The organism is Emticicia sp. W12TSBA100-4 (genome assembly GCF_040253585.1).
Taxonomy (GTDB): Bacteria; Bacteroidota; Bacteroidia; order Cytophagales; family Spirosomataceae; genus Emticicia.
On sequence record NZ_JBELAU010000007.1, the window covers coordinates 215,523 to 233,722 of the forward strand.

General features: G+C 37.3%; 16 protein-coding genes. 9 read left to right on the top strand and 7 right to left on the bottom strand.

The window, feature by feature from the left end; all coding sequences use genetic code 11:
• Positions 1 to 196: 196 nt before the first annotated feature.
• Positions 197 to 2,641 carry a glutaminase family protein gene (locus ABR854_RS11720; protein WP_350265586.1) on the top strand — a complete coding sequence of 815 codons (2,445 nt, stop codon included), beginning with the start codon at positions 197 to 199 and terminating at the stop codon, positions 2,639 to 2,641.
• Between the two features lie 53 nt (positions 2,642 to 2,694).
• Here the strand turns inward: ABR854_RS11720 and ABR854_RS11725 are convergent, their stop codons facing one another.
• The 6 genes from ABR854_RS11725 to ABR854_RS11750 all read right to left on the bottom strand — a co-directional run bounded on the left by ABR854_RS11725 (position 2,695) and on the right by ABR854_RS11750 (position 9,589).
• Positions 2,695 to 3,132 (bottom strand): DinB family protein, encoded by a 438-nt coding sequence (locus tag ABR854_RS11725; RefSeq protein WP_350265587.1) that lies wholly within the window; start codon positions 3,130 to 3,132, stop codon positions 2,695 to 2,697.
• A 19-nt stretch (positions 3,133 to 3,151) separates the two neighbouring features.
• Complete coding sequence (locus ABR854_RS11730; protein ID WP_350265588.1) at positions 3,152 to 4,465, bottom strand: prolyl oligopeptidase family serine peptidase; 1,314 nt, start codon at positions 4,463 to 4,465, stop codon at positions 3,152 to 3,154.
• 237 nt (positions 4,466 to 4,702) lie between these two features.
• Positions 4,703 to 5,056 carry a zinc ribbon domain-containing protein YjdM gene (locus tag ABR854_RS11735; protein ID WP_350265589.1) on the bottom strand — a complete coding sequence of 118 codons (354 nt, stop codon included), beginning with the start codon at positions 5,054 to 5,056 and terminating at the stop codon, positions 4,703 to 4,705.
• A gap of 247 nt (positions 5,057 to 5,303) precedes the next feature.
• Complete coding sequence (locus ABR854_RS11740; protein WP_350265590.1) at positions 5,304 to 6,944, bottom strand: serine hydrolase domain-containing protein; 1,641 nt, start codon at positions 6,942 to 6,944, stop codon at positions 5,304 to 5,306.
• 67 nt (positions 6,945 to 7,011) lie between these two features.
• Entirely contained in the window at positions 7,012 to 8,193 is a 1,182-nt protein-coding gene (locus ABR854_RS11745; protein ID WP_350265591.1) for a helix-turn-helix domain-containing protein, read from the bottom strand.
• Between the two features lie 124 nt (positions 8,194 to 8,317).
• Complete coding sequence (locus ABR854_RS11750; protein ID WP_350265592.1) at positions 8,318 to 9,589, bottom strand: DUF5690 family protein; 1,272 nt, start codon at positions 9,587 to 9,589, stop codon at positions 8,318 to 8,320.
• 155 nt (positions 9,590 to 9,744) lie between these two features.
• On the opposite strand from ABR854_RS11750, the gene ABR854_RS11755 reads away from it, so the two are divergent.
• The 3 genes from ABR854_RS11755 to ABR854_RS11765 all read left to right on the top strand — a co-directional run bounded on the left by ABR854_RS11755 (position 9,745) and on the right by ABR854_RS11765 (position 13,087).
• Positions 9,745 to 10,020, top strand: coding sequence for a hypothetical protein (locus ABR854_RS11755; protein WP_350265593.1), 276 nt, complete (start codon positions 9,745 to 9,747; stop codon positions 10,018 to 10,020).
• Between the two features lie 255 nt (positions 10,021 to 10,275).
• Complete coding sequence (locus ABR854_RS11760) at positions 10,276 to 10,668, top strand: BlaI/MecI/CopY family transcriptional regulator (protein WP_188769568.1); 393 nt, start codon at positions 10,276 to 10,278, stop codon at positions 10,666 to 10,668.
• 70 nt (positions 10,669 to 10,738) lie between these two features.
• Positions 10,739 to 13,087: a M56 family metallopeptidase gene (locus ABR854_RS11765; protein WP_350265594.1), complete on the top strand. Its 2,349-nt coding sequence runs from the start codon at positions 10,739 to 10,741 to the stop codon at positions 13,085 to 13,087.
• A 76-nt stretch (positions 13,088 to 13,163) separates the two neighbouring features.
• Here ABR854_RS11765 and ABR854_RS11770 read toward each other — a convergent pair whose 3' ends face one another.
• Positions 13,164 to 13,943, bottom strand: a complete 780-nt coding sequence (locus ABR854_RS11770) for a 3-keto-disaccharide hydrolase (RefSeq protein WP_350265595.1) — start codon at positions 13,941 to 13,943, stop codon at positions 13,164 to 13,166.
• Between the two features lie 631 nt (positions 13,944 to 14,574).
• Here ABR854_RS11770 and ABR854_RS11775 point away from each other — a divergent pair.
• The 5 genes from ABR854_RS11775 to fbaA all read left to right on the top strand — a co-directional run bounded on the left by ABR854_RS11775 (position 14,575) and on the right by fbaA (position 18,162).
• On the top strand, positions 14,575 to 14,988 hold the full coding sequence (locus tag ABR854_RS11775; protein ID WP_350265596.1) for a T9SS type A sorting domain-containing protein: 414 nt from the start codon (positions 14,575 to 14,577) through the stop codon (positions 14,986 to 14,988).
• Between the two features lie 134 nt (positions 14,989 to 15,122).
• Entirely contained in the window at positions 15,123 to 15,548 is a 426-nt protein-coding gene (locus ABR854_RS11780) for a T9SS type A sorting domain-containing protein (RefSeq protein ID WP_350265597.1), read from the top strand.
• A gap of 135 nt (positions 15,549 to 15,683) precedes the next feature.
• Positions 15,684 to 16,100 carry a hypothetical protein gene (locus ABR854_RS11785; protein ID WP_350265598.1) on the top strand — a complete coding sequence of 139 codons (417 nt, stop codon included), beginning with the start codon at positions 15,684 to 15,686 and terminating at the stop codon, positions 16,098 to 16,100.
• 136 nt (positions 16,101 to 16,236) lie between these two features.
• A complete protein-coding gene (locus ABR854_RS11790) occupies positions 16,237 to 16,911 on the top strand; it encodes an SGNH/GDSL hydrolase family protein (RefSeq protein WP_350265599.1) in 675 nt (224 codons plus the stop codon).
• Between the two features lie 168 nt (positions 16,912 to 17,079).
• Entirely contained in the window at positions 17,080 to 18,162 is a 1,083-nt protein-coding gene (fbaA, locus tag ABR854_RS11795) for a class II fructose-bisphosphate aldolase (protein WP_350265600.1), read from the top strand.
• Positions 18,163 to 18,200: the final 38 nt, after the last annotated feature.

Consider the following 18,200-nt stretch of genomic DNA (forward strand, 5'->3'; position numbering starts at 1 on the left):
TGCTTATTATTAGTAGGTTATATTGAAGTTAAACTTATTTGAGTTGTAAAAATAGAACTCATTCTGCTGTTACTGCCCCGACTCACAAGTTTTTCTTAGTTGATATGAAGCTCGTCACGTTTAACTTTATAGATGGGTTTTATTTTTAACAAAAATTAGAACTGTCTATTTATTCAACCTACAATATTTTCAATTCATGAAATCTTATCTTTTAGTTATTTTATTGGCTTTGTTGGGCTTTAATGCCTTTTCACAAAGCACCAAAGCCCCTGCTTACCCACTCATCACGCATGACCCATATTTTAGTATTTGGTCGAACACCGACCAACTGAATGCTTCGCCAACTAAGCATTGGACGGGCAACGCTCATTCATTGACGGGTTTTCTGAAAGTTGATGGTACTATTTATCAGTTTTTAGGTGCCGAAGGCCCAAGTTTCAACAGTATTTTACCAGCGGGCGATGATGTAAATTATCAAGCAAAATACACTGAAACCGCTCCTGCTGATGATTGGATGAAGCCAACCTTTGATGATAGCCAATGGAAAACGGCTATCGCCCCTGTGGGCAACATTGACGGTGTATCAAAAACTCGTTGGACATCAAGAGATATTTGGTTTCGTCGAACATTCACGCTTGATAAAGTTGATTTTAATGAGCCATTGTTAAAATTACAACACGATGATGATGTTTGGGTATATCTCAATGGCGAACTCATCTATACGGCTCGCTGCTGTGCAGGAAAATATTTGATGTTGCCGATGTCAGCCGAGATGAAATCTAAGCTGAAAAAAGGTAAAAATGTTTTTGCGATTCACGTAATCAACACTGGCGGCGGAGCATTGGTCGATGTAGGCATTGTACAGAAGTATATTCCTGTCAAAGCTCAAAATATCGTTTTGGCCGAGCAAAAAAGCGTAAAAATCAATGCTACACAGACCATTTATGAGTTTTCTTGTGGTAAAATCGACCTCAATGTTACGTTCACATCTCCTTTATTGATTACAGATTTAGATATTTTGGCTCGCCCAGTTTCTTACGTTTCTACCAAAGTAAAAGCCAATGATGGTAAAAATCATGCGGTAGAATTGAGTTTTGCAGCCTCGACCGATATTGCTTGCAATGTCAGTTCGCAGGAAGTTTCGGCCAGTAAATATGTGGCAAATAATCTCAGTATTTTGAAAGCTGGCACAACTGAACAAGCTATTTTGAAGAAAAAAGGCGATGACTTACGCATCGACTGGGGCTATATGTACGTGGCGGTGGCGAATGATAAAAACATCAGCCAATTTATTTCTGATAATGCAAAACCTTTTCAAATAGGGAAAATTGCGGCAAAAACTGGCAAAAAATTATCGTTACACACAGTCGCAAATATGGGAAGCATCGGCGGTCAGCCAAAAGAACAAGTAATAATGTTGGCTTATGACGACCTTTATTCGATTCAATATTTTGGTAAAAATCTATTGCCGTGGTGGAAAGAAGACAAAGCCAATACGATTGAAACAATCTTGGCAAAAGCATCGAAAGAGTATTCAAGCATCATCGGAAAATGTCAGCAAACCAACGAAATGATATACAATGATGCCTTAAAATCAGGCGGAGCAGATTATGCTGCTCTTTGTGAATTGGCTTATCGTCAGGCAATTTCGGCTCATAAATTGGTGAAAAGTTCCGAAGGAGAGATTTTGTTTTTATCGAAAGAAAATTTCAGTAATGGTTCCATCAATACTGTTGATGTGACTTATCCATCTGCTCCGTTGTTTTTAGCATATAACCCCGATTTGCTAAAAGGCATGCTCAATGGTATTTTTTATTATAGCGAAAGCGGTAAATGGAAAAAACCTTTTGCGGCACATGATTTGGGAACATACCCGCTGGCCAACGGTCAAACTTATGGAGAAGATATGCCAGTAGAAGAATGTGGAAATATGATAATTTTGGCGGCGGCCATTTGTAAAGCCGAAGGCAAAACTGATTACGCCAAAAAACACTGGGGAACGATAAAAATCTGGGCGGATTATTTGAGCAAAGAGGGTTTCGACCCCGCTACGCAACTTTGCACCGATGATTTTGCAGGACATTTGGCTCGCAATACCAATCTTTCTATAAAAGCCATTGTGGCTCTCGAAACTTTCACACAATTGGCCAAACAACTCAACGAAACCGAACTTTATGACAAATACGAAAAACTCACGAGGGAATACGTAACCAAATGGCAAGAAATGGCCTCGGCGGGCGACCACTTTGCCCTAACATTTGATAAAAAAGATACGTGGAGCCAGAAATATAATTTGGTTTGGGATAAAGTGTTGAAACTGAATTATTTCCCAAGAAGTGTGTTCGATAAGGAAGTGAAATATTATCTCACCAAACAAAACCAATTTGGCTTGCCTCTCGACAGCCGTGCATCTTATACTAAATCTGACTGGATAGTTTGGACATCGGTTTTGACCGATAATAAAGCTGATTTTGATGCTCTATTGAAGCCAATTTATTACTATTCACAAAATACTACCAGCCGAGTGCCTATCAGCGATTGGCATGATACAAAATCGGGGAAAATGGTAGGTTTTCAAGCAAGAAGTGTCGTTGGTGGCTATTTTATGAAAGTTTTAGAAGATAAGTTTAAGGATAAATAAAAACTTCAAGAACTAAGGTCGGCAAAGAATTTTATCTTTGCCGACCTTTTTTATTATCCTTTCGAGAGTGTCAGAGAAATTTGTCCCGCATGATGAGAGTTGTGAAAAAGCACATGAGAAAAGAGTCTGATTTTTGAGACTTTTCCAAAAAATGGCGTGTCGATTTGCGTCAGCCAATCTTCATCAGTGGTTTCTTCTACAAGTTTTTTAAGCATTCCGTAGCCTTTCGCCACATAAGAATGACTTGTTTCGAGGTCGAAATCTTGGCCAGTATCTTGTTGCCCCATGGTAGTATTCGGAATATCACTCGGAATACCGAAAAAATAACCAAACAAATTCATCGTCTCGCCAACGTGGCGATAAATAAAGCCGACTGAAGCCGTTTGCTCGTTGAGGCGTTTATGTAGGTTTTCGTTGGTTATTTTCTCGAAGGCAAATGAGTTAGTTAACTGATTTTGCACCAACATTTCTGTCAATAATTTTTTCTGCATGGTTATTTATTCATGTATTTTATTTTTTTGATTGTGCTGCCATCCATTCCATGATAGTCACTGGGCGATTGTTGAGTTTTACGGGCGAGCCATCAAAATCAATTTTTGCATGATTTACATGCGAATAAATCCATGACCAATGGCCATTATAGTAGTAGTTTTCGCCACCAAAGAAACCCGAAAGGTCAGTTACGTGGTCGTAGTATGTAAAATACACATTTTTTGCTCCTGCTGCTTTTAATCTTTTATAAACAGGTACAACAGTATTTTCTGGCACAGTTGTGCCATCATCTTTTGAATGCACAAACCAAATAGGTACATTTTTGATGCTATTAATCTGCTGGTCAGTAATGTATTGCGACTGATACGCCAATGCACTGATATAACCCGCTGCAAAATAATTTGGCTCATTGAGTATCAATTTCAACGCCATATAACCCCCGTTTGAACAACCACCCACATAGATGCGTTTGGTGTCAATGTTGGGGTTCTTCTTTACAAAATCTTTGATAAGTGCCATTAATCCTTTATTATAAGCATCATCTTCTTTTCCGTGTGTAATTATACCATCTTTGTTGTGCATCCAAGCTCCTGGACATTGCGGAGATAATACATAGGCTCCACCAAAAAATGCCTGCATTTCGGCAGAAGCATAATTGGCTGCTTTATTGCCTAATAAAGGTATTGTAGGGTCAGTGCCACCTTCACCGCCTCCGTGAAGCCAAATAATCAATGGCGATTTTGTTATTTTATTTTTAGGCGAAAAAGCTGCATAAGACATCGTTTTGCCAGCTTCATACTCAAATTTACCCGTTAGGTCAAAATCATCAATCAAAGGCATGATTCTGTTTTTTTCTTTACTCCAAACCTTATTTGTTTTGGTATCGGTGATTGTGACTTTATAATCCACCCATTGATTTCCTCGGCAAGCTGGTTTTTGTGAATATTGGAAAGTTGAACCCAAAGGCATATTAGGTGCCACGGCCAAAATTAAAGTTACGAAACTACCTTCTTTTACTCTTTTGCCTTGATTATCAGATATATACGCATAAATCACGCTACGGTTTCCTTTGGCTTGAGCAGCAGGAACATCGGCACAAGCATGGCTTCTTTCGACTGAAACCGTAAAATCTTTATAGTCAACCGTAGCAGTCGGGGCATCTAAACTCAGTATTACTTTATTGGCCGCAGGACCCCAATCGAAACCTTCGACAACAAGGGTGTATTCGTTGTTTGCGAGGGGTTTGTCAGTTGCAAAAACATTTGTAAAAGCCAAGCAAATGGTACTTATCAGAAAAGCTGCAAAAAGCTTATTGAGGTAGTTTTGTCTCATTATGAATATAGGTTTAAATAGTGATTCACAAATATTCGTATAAATTGAATTATTACAAGAGTTTTTTAGACAAAAACTTTGTTTTGAATGTCAAAAAGACCCTTTTTCGAGAAATTAGAAGTGAAGAGTAATTAAAATGAAAGGCTTCATGAAGAATGTAGTAGTTGATGGAGCGAAAGGGAAGAATCCGAACGAAGATTTTGTTTAGCATTACTCTTCATTCGGATTTGGTAAATTTTAGGCTTTTCTAACAAACTCTGATTTTAAGCCCATTGAGCCAAAACCTTCAATTTTACAATCAATATTATGCCCATCATTGCCATCAGTTAGGCGGATATTTTTAACTTTAGTTCCCGATTTGATTGGCTTTGGAGCTCCTTTTACAGGTAAATCTTTGATTACCACTACTGTATCACCATCTTGTAATTCGTTGCCGTTAGAGTCCAACACTTTTGTGCTTGTTTCGGTAGTTTCTTCGGCTTCTACATCTTCGGGATTCCATTCGTAGAAACACTCTGGACAAATCAATAAGCCATCGCTCGGATACACGTATTCGGATTTGCATTTTGGGCAAGGAGGAAATTCTGACATGTTTTTTTGTTGTTTAGAGGAAAAATTCAGTCCGCAAAAGTAAGAAAAACATTTCAGAGTTGTGGTGAAAGAGTTTTTTGATGATGTTTATGAGAAAACATGTTGGAAATTTCAACGTTAATTAATTTGGAGGTGAACGCTGGTAGGTTTAAAACTCTGCCAGCGTTGTCCAGATTCCAAATTATGGTGTAAATCGTTGAAGAACTGATTTTGTGTAATGTCAAAAGCAATATAGGTTTAACAAAACTTAATTCACTCTGAGAAATTTAACTCGTTGAATTCTATCACTACTTAAAAACAACGTAGAGTTGTTGTCAATATCGAATACGTAATTATCAACCAATAGTTTGGTTGGAGAGATTAAAAGCCCTTTTGTGCTATTTTTATCGCCTATTTTTACCTCATAGCTTTTATCGCTGATAAACTTAATCTCAACGCTTACATTGGTTTCTGAATTGATAAATTTACCGTTAAGTGCTTGATAATTAAAGCCTTTCCAATCATAAATATGCTTTGTCAGTGTATAGGGGGAGTGAGAGGTATAATAAGCAGTTACGGTCATTTCACCTTTTTCGTTCTTTTTAAATTCTTGCTTAAAATCAGGGTCGAAGGTTTGGTGCAAGATATTATCAGCTTCACGTTCTAATTTTACGTCGTTGCGTCCGATACGTTTTAAATACAAAATACTATCTCGTTTTTCAAATTGAAAAGTGAAATTGTCATCTGTTTGATAGAGTCCAATCATATCTTCTTCGCTTACAAAATTGCCTATTTTAGTCGGTTTTGTGACTAAATAAGTATCATTACTTTTTAGATTAAAAACCACATCGGCCATTTGGCGTGTCTGTGTGTTTGGGGTGGCTTTACCAGTATTTGTAAGGGTAATTATTGAAGTTTTTTTGCTTGGAAATCTAATAACTGTTGCTTTCCAAGCTCCAGTTGCTCCTTCATGAAATGTATAATTTAAGCCTTTGTAAGTGCTAAATTCAAGTCCGTAGCCATAATTTTTGATGCTCGAATTATCGGTTAATTGTTGGCTTTTTTCTATAATTTGTCTTTTTATATCGCATTTTACTTGGCCTTGAAGAATTTGCTCCCATCTGATTTGGTCTGCCAGTGTCGAAAAAATATTGCCGTCGCCATAAACATTCCAAATCCAATTATAATTTTTCCAAGTATCAAAGTTGAAATAAGCCTTCGCAATTGGCCCACGGATTTTTGTATAATCGTCTTCAAATGAAGTATTTGGCATTCCTAATTTCTTGAATAAATCATTGGTATAAGCGACAAAAGAATTGCCCGTAATTTTTTCCACAATCATCGCCAGCAGTATGTAGTTCGTATTGCTATACAAATATTTGGTGCTGGGTTTGAAATTTAATTCTTCCTGTTTTTCTATCAGCCTCAAAACATCTTTGTTGCTAAATGTATATTTCCACCAAGTAAAGCCTTGTAATGCCCACAAATCATATACATCTCTTATACCGCTTGTGTGGGTAAGCAAATTTTCGATAGTAATCTTTGTGTTTAATTTCGGGTAAATAGTTGGCAAATATTTCCTTATATCATCAGTGAGTCTAATTTTTTTCTCGTCAATCAAAACAAGAATCGCTAAAGCAGTAAACTGTTTGCCATTTGAAGCGATATTAAACCGTGAATCTTTCGTGATTAAAGTGCTATCTGTCAAGTCGGCGAAGCCCGCAACTTTTTCATAAACTATCCTGCCATTGCTTACAATGCCTGTGGCAATTCCTGGAGCATTTTTGGGTACATCTTGTGTAGCAATTTCGTCAAGGCGTTTTATTTGAGAAACTGAAAGACTGTTTGGCGTTTGTCCAAACAAAATGGTGGTTGATGCAAAAAAAAGTGTCAGTACGTATAATTTCATTTCTTTGATTTTTTTGCAAATTTGAGTTTTTAGAAGTCCTGATTCGCCCTAAATCGTGATTTGATACCTATTTTGAGTAATTTTTTTCAATAAATTGTTTCGGACTTACATTGGTTGCTCGCTTAAATGCTCGATTAAATGTTGATTTTGAGTTGAAACCGCAGTCTAAAGCAAGACCAAGTAAGGTCTGGATATTGTGTTCGCCTTCTTCAATCTTAGCTATCAGAGCATTGGTTCGATAGTGATTCACGAAATCATTAAAATTCATTCCGAATCCTTCATTAATTACTTGTGAGATTTTTTTAGAGTGAGTTCCGAGTCGATTGCTTAGGTCAGATATTACAAGTTCGGGGTTTTCATACATTTTATCAATTAACATCAATGATTCTATTTTTTCTTTCCAAATATCCAAATCAGCAATTTCAGCCTTGAATGTGTTTTTATCAGAGGTAGTTTCGTCGGCACTAAGGTTTAAATCATTTTCAAAACTTTTCGGTGAATCTTTAAAAGAGGTAGTAGATAATACCGAATTTGTATAACCACTGATCGAAACATAGTAGAAAAGCAAGGAAAAACACACATAATACCAAAATTTCTTACCAAACTCGTCCCATTCAGGATTAGCAATAAAAAATACAATTCTGATAGCAATCAATAGCAAAAATGTTATTAAAAATCGCTTCGCCCACCGAAACATTACCGAGTCGGCAAAACTTACAACATTATAGGTTATCGTTTTATACTCATTATATGTTTTGAGACTCTGAATTAGATAGTAAGTGAGTGAGAGTAAGCCGATTATCTGATACCAAATCGAAAAATCTTTATCTTTTCCATCAGCATAGAAGTAATACTCTTTTAAAATAACCTTGTCGGTTAAAAAGACGACGATTGAATAAATCAAGTAAAGAGTTGCTGGTAAAAAGTGGATATAATCTTTGGCAGAAAAGCTGAATGATTTGTCGAGCAGGGTTTTAAAATAGAAATACAATATAGGAGCCAATAAAAATAATTGTTGAAATGGGGTATAAAAAAGAATATTTCGATAAATTTCTTTTGAATACCAACCTGCATAACCAAACATAAAGGGGGCTATGTATAAGGAGGATAGTAGCGTAAATAAACCAAGCCAAAGACTTGATTTATTGGTAGTCTGTAAACCTTTGATGAATAATAAAATGGAAAAAACGATTCCATGAAAGAAAAATATCAACAGAATAGAACTTTTTGGACTAAATGAAAAAAACATTGCTTTTTCTTGAAAATTTTAAAGTTGAAATTGGAAGATAGATGGGTTTTAAATTTAATGGTTAAATCTTGCCCGTAGGAACGTCCAATTTGGACGTTCCTAAAAAATTGATTAATATTTGTTTTCACTCAGACTTCGCTCGTTTCAAACTCAAATTCCACATCGAAAGTCCAACTAAAATTACGTAAATAATTGATATACAATAAGATAAGATAATAAATAAATCAAGATAGTTGATGCTTTTTTGGAAGAAGTTTTTGTAGAAAAGCACCAGAATACTGCCCAAATAAGCGTAATAATCGGCAAAAGTTATCAAGAAACCAACCGTTCCTGATTTCTTGAAAGCGGCAATCATTCGCTCAAAATACAAACTATTGCACATCGAATAAGCCATATAAACGCCCAGGCCTAAACTCGTGAGCCAAGCCACAGGCGAAAGCATTTGTTGCTGATAAAGCAGTGTACTGACGCCAATCAGAATGCCACCTGCCAGCATCAAAAGCTGAATAATCACAAAGGCTTTATAATTATTTTGTACCCAACGCATAGCGGCCATCATTAGCAAAACCGTAATCGCAATTGGGGTTTCGGTTTGAGTGAAAATCGCCGAATTATTGCCGTAACCCAATAGTTTCCAAATCTCAGGTGTGAAATTATCTCTAAACTCTCTGAATGTAGTGAGCAGCACATACGACACCACAAAAATCCCCATACTCAACGCAAATTCGTTGATAAATGCTTTCCTATCAGTCTTTTGCATTGGTTTGCGTTCGGTACGATTTTCTTTGTCGGCTTCGCTCGGTGGTGGAATTTGCCCCATCAACCACGTACAAATGCCAAAAGGCACAATCATAATCGCACAGGCCACAAATGGCATCCAAAACTGACTTACTTGGAGCGTCGTCATTACCCATTTTCCGATGCTTTTGGCAAAACCCGAACCCATAATAAACGAAGCCGTGAGAACAGCCACCAGCAAATCAGTTGTTTTTCGACCTTCAAGAAAACCCAAAATTGTACCGTAAACCATTCCCAGTGGTAAACTCGCCAAGAAGATAAAAACCAAATTGAATGGGGCAAGAGTAAGGGCAAAAAATAGATAACAAATCCAAGATAAAATTATCATTATCAATAAGTTACGTGAGCGATTGGCTGGAAGCATTTCGGAAACATACTTAATTCCCAAACCTTTTGATACTGCAAAACCCAACACTTGTGCCGTAATGATTAAAATCTTGAAACTTACCCCCAAAAACGATAATTCTTCATAAGTAGCCGCCGTGTATGCACGTCTAAACGGATAAAAACACATATAAGTGAAAAAGGCCGTGACCGAAGCAAACAAAGTTAGGTTAAACGAGCTTCGACCAATGATTTGGGTGAGTTTTTGGGGCATGATGAGGTGTCTGAATAGAATGAATAATCAAAGATAGTTTTTTGCACGAAAACCCACCGCCCACCGCCCAGTAAATTTTATCATTTTAATTATTCTTTCATTTCCACGCTAAATACATTTGTATGTTTAGTAACCTTTTTAATCAAGAAAAAGCCATGAAAAAGATTCTTTTAGCCACATTAATACTTTCTGCCTCTTTCGGAATCTTGGGAAGTTGTTCAAAAGCTGCCGCCGTTGTAGCCAATAAATGCGACGACGAAGCCAAAAAAGTAACCGATGCTGCAACTGCTTTTAGTGCAGACCCGACCAACAAAGCTAAATGTCAAGCCTATGCCAATGCTCTAAGTGCATTCTTTAAGGCATGCCCGACTTATTACACAGGTGCTACCAAAAAAGATTTAGAAGACTTTGTGGCAAATGCCTGTAAATAAGAGTTGCGACAGCATCTTCCAAGTGTATAAAAGTTGCTATCTTATCCCGTAGGGATTATATGTCGGTAGCAATTAAATCATAAATAGATACTCATGGCGTAGGTATGAAACTACTGCTATTATTCAACTCATTTTGAGATACAGAAGCTCTCAAAATGAGTTTTTTTATTTATCTACGAAAATATTCGTAATAAAATTTGGAACTACGAAAAACTTCGTATTATATTTGCTACGAAATTATTCGTAAACAAAATTATGGAAAACATACCATCAATAAAGCCCACCGAATCGGAACTGGAGATTTTGCAGATTTTATGGCAATTGGGCAAGGCCACGGTCAGACAAGTAAACGACGAACTTTCTAAGTTTAAAGAAGTTGGTTATACAACTACACTCAAGTTGATGCAAATCATGCACGAAAAGCATATCTTGAGCCGTACTGAAGAGGGGCGTTATCATCTTTATCAGGCCGAAATAGGCGAGGAGCAAACTCAGCAACTTTTACTCGGAAAATTTGTTGATGCTACTTTCAGAGGCTCAGCCATGAAATTAGTTATGCAAGCACTTGGTAATCAAGATGTTAGTCTCGATGAACTCGATGAAATCAAGAAATTGATTGCCGAAAAAGAAAAGAATTTAAATTTATAAAATCGAAATTTTATGCCTTATTACCTCGTAAGGTATAATGTAAATGCCCCTTTAGGGGTTAGGGGTAATTATGAAAAAGCTAACAGACATTATCAACTACAACACAAGTTCGGCTCTCGGCTGGACACTCATTCACTCAATCTGGCAAGGCTTTGCCATTTTGTTGGTCTTCGGTATTTTGTACTACATTTTCAAGCCATCCATCACTCGTTACAGGCTCGGAATCGGGGCTTTAACCTTGCAGTTTGTGGCTGCTATCGCTACTTTTTTTACTGTTTATCAGCCCGTCAGCACTTCCACTGCTTTGCAGAGTAATCTGACATTTGGGAATTTTTTCTTGAATAATCCAAATCTGATTTTTACTCCTAAAAAACTTAGTCTTTTGCAACAAGTTGAGTTTTTCTTGCAAAATAACCTTGACGTTTTTGTTATGATTTGGTTGGTCGGAACTACACTTTTATTGCTACGTTTGTTGGTGGGTTTTACGCACGTACAAAGTCTAAAAGTACAACAAGTGAACCCAATAAGTGCTGATATTCAGGCATTAATGAATAACCTTCTCGAAAAAACACAAATGCCAGCCACTATCAAATTACTTGAGTCGGCTCGTGCTTCTGTACCGATGACCATTGGTTGGCTTAAACCTGTGGTTTTACTGCCCGTAGGTATGGCTTCAGGTCTGACAATCAAGCAATTAGAAGCCATTTTAGCTCACGAATTGGCTCACATCAAACGCTACGATTATTTGGTTAATATCTTCCAAAATTTCGTTGAAATTTTGTTTTTCTTTCACCCAGCCACTTGGTTTATTTCGGGCAAAGTGCGTGATGAGCGAGAAAACTGTTGCGATGATTTTGCGGTAGAAATCTGCGGCGATAGTTTGGTACTGGCCAAAGCTCTTACGCAAGTAGCGAGTTATCAGCAACAGCCACGTTTAGCAATGGCTTTTGGGGCAAAACGCCAAACTTTTATGGATAGAATAAAGCGAATTATTGGAATAAATGACACCAAGCCGATGAGTTACGGAAACTGGGCTGCGGTACTGGGAATGATTTTGGTTGTAGCTTTGGGCATCACTTACGCCCAAAAAGAAATTAAGAAAGATTCACCAACTGTCAAAGATGAAAAATCAACAATATCGAAAGTAGATGCGATTGATAATGTTGTTCCCGTAAGTGTTGCCGATAATGTAGAAATGCCTGCTGATACCTCAAAATTAGATGAAGTTGAGGCCGAAATGGAGGCTCTGGGCAAAGAAATGGAGAAATACAGTAAAGAAATGGAAGTACTGAGCCGCCAAATGGATGAAAAGTATAGTCGTCAAATGGAAAAAGAGAGCGAGGCTATGCAACAGGTGCAGCGTAAATTCCAAGTACCACAACGCAAGATTCAAGATTTATCTATTCAGATGCAGGAGGTGAGTTTAGCGATGCAAAAAATCCACAATAAATATATGGATGAGGGAAAAATGCCAGCTGATGCAGAGCGAAAACTCAAAGATTTAGAGAAGCAGGAGCGTGTATTAGAAAAACAGATGCACGAGTTTGAGCAGCAAATGAATGGAATTGAAGCCGAAATGCGTCCGTTTGAGAAGCGTATGCAAAGTCTCAGTTCACCAATGGATAGTTTAGGCCGATTGATGGAACGCTACTCAAAACCAATGGATAGCCTCGGTAAAATCATGGAGGCAAAAGGTAAGGTTTTAGAAAAATTGGCTAAAGAAGAAGAAGCTCGTTTCAAGAAAGATTTAGAGTCGTTTGCCGAAATGCTCTATAAAGATGGCTTAATCAAAAATAAAAAAGATTTTGAAGTGCGTTTAAAAGGCGATAAACTTTTGATTGATTTAGAACCACAATCGGCGGCAGTTTATGAAAAAGTTTGGAACTGGGTGAATAAAACCTGGGGAAGCCGCTATAAAGATTTGCAAGAAAAAGATTTCAGAATCACCATAAACGGCGATAACGTAAACTTCAGTACGCATGGTAGTCGTAATTACTATCGTTACGGAAGTACGTACCCTGCACCACCTGCTCATCCAACATCACCGAGAGCGAGTGTGCCTGCACCTCCAGAACCTCGAAACTTCCGTTCGTCAGGTTCAGAAGTTCCACCACCACCGCCGCCACCAACTCGTGCAAGAACACCTTCTACTCCCAAACCACCAAAACCAGTTAGGGTAGGAGTAGTTGATAAGAACTTTCAGATTACCGATGCACTCATTCGTGATAATAAAGGTACTTGCTCGGTTTATGTAGTTTCTGAAAAAGATGGGAAATCTACTGCTAAAGCAATCACGGCTACGCTCGTCAATGATAAATGGACAGCCAAAGGCTTGAAAGTAGGCGATAAAGTAATTTTGAAGAGTGATGTAAAAGTAAAGAATGGCGATGCCGTAAAGCTACTGGCTGCCAATAATTAAGCTACTCGTAAACAAAAACAGCTTCTTTCAAGAGAAGAAAGAAGCTGTTTCTATCGACTGTCGTCCATTGGCTAAATTACAGTCTTCTAATCCAAATATTTCTGAATTGAGTTTTGTTGCCGTGGTCTTGTAAGTGAATTACGTCTTCGCCGTGAGCTTCTGGATACATGTGTAAACCGATGTAGTTTGTTAGTCCCAAAATCGTAGTATTGTTTTGAACCAAAACGCCATTGTGCAAAACCGTAATACGAGCAGGGTAATCTAAACGACCATCTGGCTTGAAGCGAGGTGCTGTATAGATTACATCATACGTATTCCATTCCAATGGGCTACGCATCGCATTTACGAGCGGAGCCGCATCCTTATATATACTACCCGCTTGTCCGTTGCGATACGTGCGGTTTTGATAAGAATCCAAAATCTGTAATTCGTAGCGGTCTTGGAAGAAAACCCCACTATTGCCACGACCTTGGCTTACGCTCGTTACTTCATCAGGAGCCGAAAACTCGATGTGAAGCTGACAATCACCAAATTTCAATTTTGTTTTAATATCACCTGTTTTTGGAACCACTTCCATTCGACCATCAATTACTAACCACGGAGCAGGTGAACCATCTTTCGCACTTACCCATTGAGATAAATCTTTACCATCAAATAAGATAATGGCATCTGAAGGTGCATCGGCACTGGTTTTTCCTGGAGTTACAACCGTAACCTCTGGGTCCCAGATTTCGGTCATTTCGGGTTTCATCGGCATCGGCGAAACCGCAGGTGGAGTAGAAGAATATTGTGCATAAGATTTTGCACTAAGAAGCATAGCGAATGCAACCGAAGCAATGATTTGTACTTTTTTCATCTCAGTATTAAAGGTTGATTATTTTGACGCTCAAATGTAATAAAGTTTTGTGAATCAAAACGAAATAGTGTACGAAAATGACATTTAATTGTACGAAAATGGACAATTTTTAGACATCATAAAAGCATTTCAGTTTTTAGTGTTTTGTGTAAGTGCTTGATAGTGAGTTGTTTAAGTAGTACATGGCACAGGTATAAATTTCTTGGCACGGCTTTTTCAAATAGTAATATGTGGTCAGTAGGATATTTGGTTCAAAAACAAAACAATATTTGGTTTTTGTTAGTTATTAATATTAAAATGGACTTAAAAAGAAATAAAATTTTGTTACAAGGGCGTTTTGGAGCCATCAAGCCTAATCACCACTCGTCCTTTTAAAATAACCATTTGAGTAGTTTGTATTACATAGTACCAAGTTTTACCCATACCTTTGAATCATCAAACAAGGCAGAACACGATTTAAGAACAATAAGTAAAAAAGTTTTTTACAAGCCGAATCACATAGAAGAAGAATTTCATCACAAAGATTACCTACTTCATCACTTATGTTTTCGGAGCTTAAATCGAGACACTAATTTTGAATCAACAAAACAAAAACAACAATTAAAAAACAGAACATTAAATACATAAAATTATGAAAACGTTACAATCAACTATCGCCATCGCTTTATTAGCAACAACAGTATTCTTCAATGCAAATGCTGAAGATAAAAAATTAGAGAAAAACGAAGCTTCAACTACTTCAAACTCATTGGCCACCTACAAAATGAGCAGCCTCAAAGTTGGCATGTATGAAGTAGGAAACGTAAACTCAATGAAACTGAATTTTACACTTACAAAAGATGCTGATAAAATAGCCACAGTAAAATTGATGGATGAAAACGGAACGGTACTAACGCAAGAGAGAGTCGGTAAAAAAGAAACCGCTTACAATTTCCGATTCGATTTTTCTGAATCTGCGGCTGGTAAATACTTCATCGAAGTAACCAACGGCGACCACATTATCACTAAAGAAATCTTAAAAGGAAAAGGTACTTTGAGCTACTAAGACCGCTCATCAAGAGTTTTGACCGATTGTGCTAAAACTCGAAACGTAAACAACCAGCACAACATCTTATAATTAAATAATTGAAAAAGCTATAAAATAAAACATTTAAAACTGCGGTTCGCCGCTCCAAAATTATGAAAACGTTACAATCAACAATCGCCATCGCTTTATTAGCAACAACAGTATTCTTCAATGCAAACGCAGAAGACAAAAAAGAAGATAAAAAGGTAGAGAAAACAGAAGCCGCCACGACTTCAAACTCGATTCTTAACTACAAAATGAGCAACCTCAAAGTAGGAATGTATGAAATAGGAAACGTAAACTCATTACAATTGAGTCTCACACTGACAAAAGATGCTGGTAAAACAGCCATCGTAAAACTGATGAACGAAAAAGGCAATGTATTGAGCGAAGAAAGAGTTGGCAAAAAAGCTACGGGTTATAAATTCAAATATGATTTTTCGACAATCGAGGCTGGTAAGTATTTTATCGAAATCACCAACGGTGAGTATGTTATCACAAAAGAAATCTTGAAAGGAAAAGGTACTTTAAGTTACTAATACCGTTCATCATTTATATCGACCGATTAGGCAAAACAGTGCAACGCAGCTAACCATCACAGCATCTTATAATCGAATGGTGCGGCAATCCGCAAGCTATAAAAATTACAAACATTCAAAGTCAATCACAAAATTATGAAAGCTCAAATTAAAAATTTCGCAATCGCTCTTGTAGCAGGTGTATTCACATTCTCGACAGTATTAGCATCTGAGCCAATCAGCAAAAAAGATGAAAGCAAAACCGCCAGTAAACGCACATTTGATGTAGGTATGTATCGTGTCATTAACTCAATGAAAGTTAATGTTCTAATTGAAAAACAACAAGGAAAAGCATTGGATATTACTTTGAAAAACGACCGCAACGAAGTAATTTATTCGGAAGTAGTGGCAAAGCAAACTGGTAAATTCTCAAAGAAATTTGATTTGACAGGTTTATCAGATGGTAAATATCGTTTTGAAATCTCGAATGGTAAAGAGGTAATTTCAAAAGAAGTAAATTTAGAAACACACGCACCAACACCAGCCGAATATCGCTCAGTTGAGGTGAAGTAATAAAGATTAGTTAGTATTTAGTTTAGGGGATTTAGACAGCGTTTTGGAACTTTCCGAAACGCTGTTTTTTGTTTTCTGCTAATATCTTTTTACTTTCGTCTGTTTATATTCAACCATTTCATTTTAATAAAACTCAATGAAAACCTCTTTCAAAACTCTACTTTTAGTTTTACTATCAATTTCAATGTTTTCTCTCAAACAAGACAAACCAACCAAAGTCATTTTCTTTGGCGATTCTATTACGCAAGCGGGTGTAAATCCTGGTGGATACATCACCAAAATGAAAGAAATGCTTGAAAAACAAGGTATTAAAGATAAATATCAGCTAATCGGAGCGGGTATTGGCGGAAACAAAGTCTATGATTTGTACCTAAGAATGGAAGACGACGTACTTTCACAAAAACCCGATGTGGTCGTGATTTATGTAGGTGTAAATGACGTTTGGCACAAAGCCAGCTACGGAACGGGTACGGATGCCGATAAATTTGGTAATTTCTACACGGCTCTCATCAAAAAATTACAGTCGCAGGGAATCAAAGTAATTTGCTGCACACCAGCCGCCATCGGCGAACGCACTGATAACAGTAATCAACAAGATGGAGATTTGAATCATTATTCAAACATCATCCGCACGATTTCTGCCAAATTCGATTGCACGTTGATTGATTTACGCAAAGAATTTATAAGTTATAACCTCAAAAATAACCCCAATAATAGAGAATCTGGAATTTTAACAACTGACCGAGTGCATTTGAATGAAATTGGTAATCAATTCGTAGCCGATTTGATGATGAAAGCGGTTATAAAGTGAACGAAGGAAGGCTTCGTTTCAAACGAAGCCTTCCTTAATCTCTTAAATTTTAATGCCAAAACAGCAATATTTCATCAAAAAAACATTAATTTGCATTAAAATTCATCAATTAGGCTTCATCTATCATTATAATAACATTATTTCTTTTTAAAATTCAAAAAAGTTACCATGAGTCAATCTCTGATTAAGCCAGGTGTCGTTACAGGTGAAGCATTGAATGCTTTGTTGCGTCACGCCAACGAAAATGATTACGCCCTTCCTGCGGTAAATGTTGTTGGAACTAACTCTGTAAATGGTGTAATGGAAGCAGCTAAAGCTGTAAATTCACCAGTTATTATTCAATTTTCAAATGGTGGAGCTTCTTTCTACGCTGGTAAAAGTTTACCAAACAAAAATCAAGAAGCAGCCATTGCTGGAGCAGTTTCGGGTGCGATGCACGTGCATCAAATCGCTGAAATGTATGGTATTCCAGTTGTATTACATACTGACCACTGTGCAAAAAAATTATTACCTTGGATAGACGGTTTGTTAGATGCAGGCGAGAAATTCTTTGCTCAACATGGCAAACCATTGTTTAGCTCGCACATGATTGATTTATCAGAAGAGCCTTTGGAAGAAAACATCGAAATCTGTGCAAAATATTTGGAGAGAATGGCCAAAATGGGTATGACTCTCGAAATCGAATTAGGTGTAACAGGTGGTGAAGAAGACGGCGTTGACAACTCAGACGTTGATAGCTCGAAACTTTATACACAACCTTCGGAAGTAGCTTATGCTTACGAAGAATTGGGTAAAATTTCACCAAACTTTACAATTGCAGCGGCATTCGGAAACGTACACGGTGTATATAAGCCAGGTAACGTGAAATTATCGCCAATCATCTTGAAAAACTCACAAGATTTCATCCAAGAAAAATTCGGAACGGGTGAATTGCCAGTAAACTTCGTGTTCCACGGTGGTTCGGGCAGCTCACGTGAAGAAATCAGAGAAGCCATCAAATACGGTGCAGTGAAAATGAACATCGACACTGACGTACAATGGTCAACTTGGGAAGGTATCTTGAAATACTACAAAGACAAAGAAGGATACTTACAGTCGCAATTGGGCAATCCAGAAGGTGAAGATTCTCCAAACAAAAAATATTACGACCCACGTGTATGGTTACGCAAAGGCGAAGAAAATATGATTGCTCGTTTGAAAGTAGCTTTTGAAGATTTGGATTGTATCAACCGTAACGAAGGTTTGATTTAATTCTGAAATCATATTTTTAGTAAAAATCCTGTAAGGTC

Coding starts and splice junctions, on each gene's coding strand:
- ABR854_RS11720 (WP_350265586.1), top strand. CDS start 197: ATGAAATCTTATCTTTTAGTTATTTTATTGGCTTTGTTGGGCTTTAAT.
- ABR854_RS11725 (WP_350265587.1), bottom strand. CDS start 3,132: ATGCAGAAAAAATTATTGACAGAAATGTTGGTGCAAAATCAGTTAACT.
- ABR854_RS11730 (WP_350265588.1), bottom strand. CDS start 4,465: ATGAGACAAAACTACCTCAATAAGCTTTTTGCAGCTTTTCTGATAAGT.
- ABR854_RS11735 (WP_350265589.1), bottom strand. CDS start 5,056: ATGTCAGAATTTCCTCCTTGCCCAAAATGCAAATCCGAATACGTGTAT.
- ABR854_RS11740 (WP_350265590.1), bottom strand. CDS start 6,944: ATGAAATTATACGTACTGACACTTTTTTTTGCATCAACCACCATTTTG.
- ABR854_RS11745 (WP_350265591.1), bottom strand. CDS start 8,193: ATGTTTTTTTCATTTAGTCCAAAAAGTTCTATTCTGTTGATATTTTTC.
- ABR854_RS11750 (WP_350265592.1), bottom strand. CDS start 9,589: ATGCCCCAAAAACTCACCCAAATCATTGGTCGAAGCTCGTTTAACCTA.
- ABR854_RS11755 (WP_350265593.1), top strand. CDS start 9,745: ATGAAAAAGATTCTTTTAGCCACATTAATACTTTCTGCCTCTTTCGGA.
- ABR854_RS11760 (WP_188769568.1), top strand. CDS start 10,276: ATGGAAAACATACCATCAATAAAGCCCACCGAATCGGAACTGGAGATT.
- ABR854_RS11765 (WP_350265594.1), top strand. CDS start 10,739: ATGAAAAAGCTAACAGACATTATCAACTACAACACAAGTTCGGCTCTC.
- ABR854_RS11770 (WP_350265595.1), bottom strand. CDS start 13,943: ATGAAAAAAGTACAAATCATTGCTTCGGTTGCATTCGCTATGCTTCTT.
- ABR854_RS11775 (WP_350265596.1), top strand. CDS start 14,575: ATGAAAACGTTACAATCAACTATCGCCATCGCTTTATTAGCAACAACA.
- ABR854_RS11780 (WP_350265597.1), top strand. CDS start 15,123: ATGAAAACGTTACAATCAACAATCGCCATCGCTTTATTAGCAACAACA.
- ABR854_RS11785 (WP_350265598.1), top strand. CDS start 15,684: ATGAAAGCTCAAATTAAAAATTTCGCAATCGCTCTTGTAGCAGGTGTA.
- ABR854_RS11790 (WP_350265599.1), top strand. CDS start 16,237: ATGAAAACCTCTTTCAAAACTCTACTTTTAGTTTTACTATCAATTTCA.
- fbaA (WP_350265600.1), top strand. CDS start 17,080: ATGAGTCAATCTCTGATTAAGCCAGGTGTCGTTACAGGTGAAGCATTG.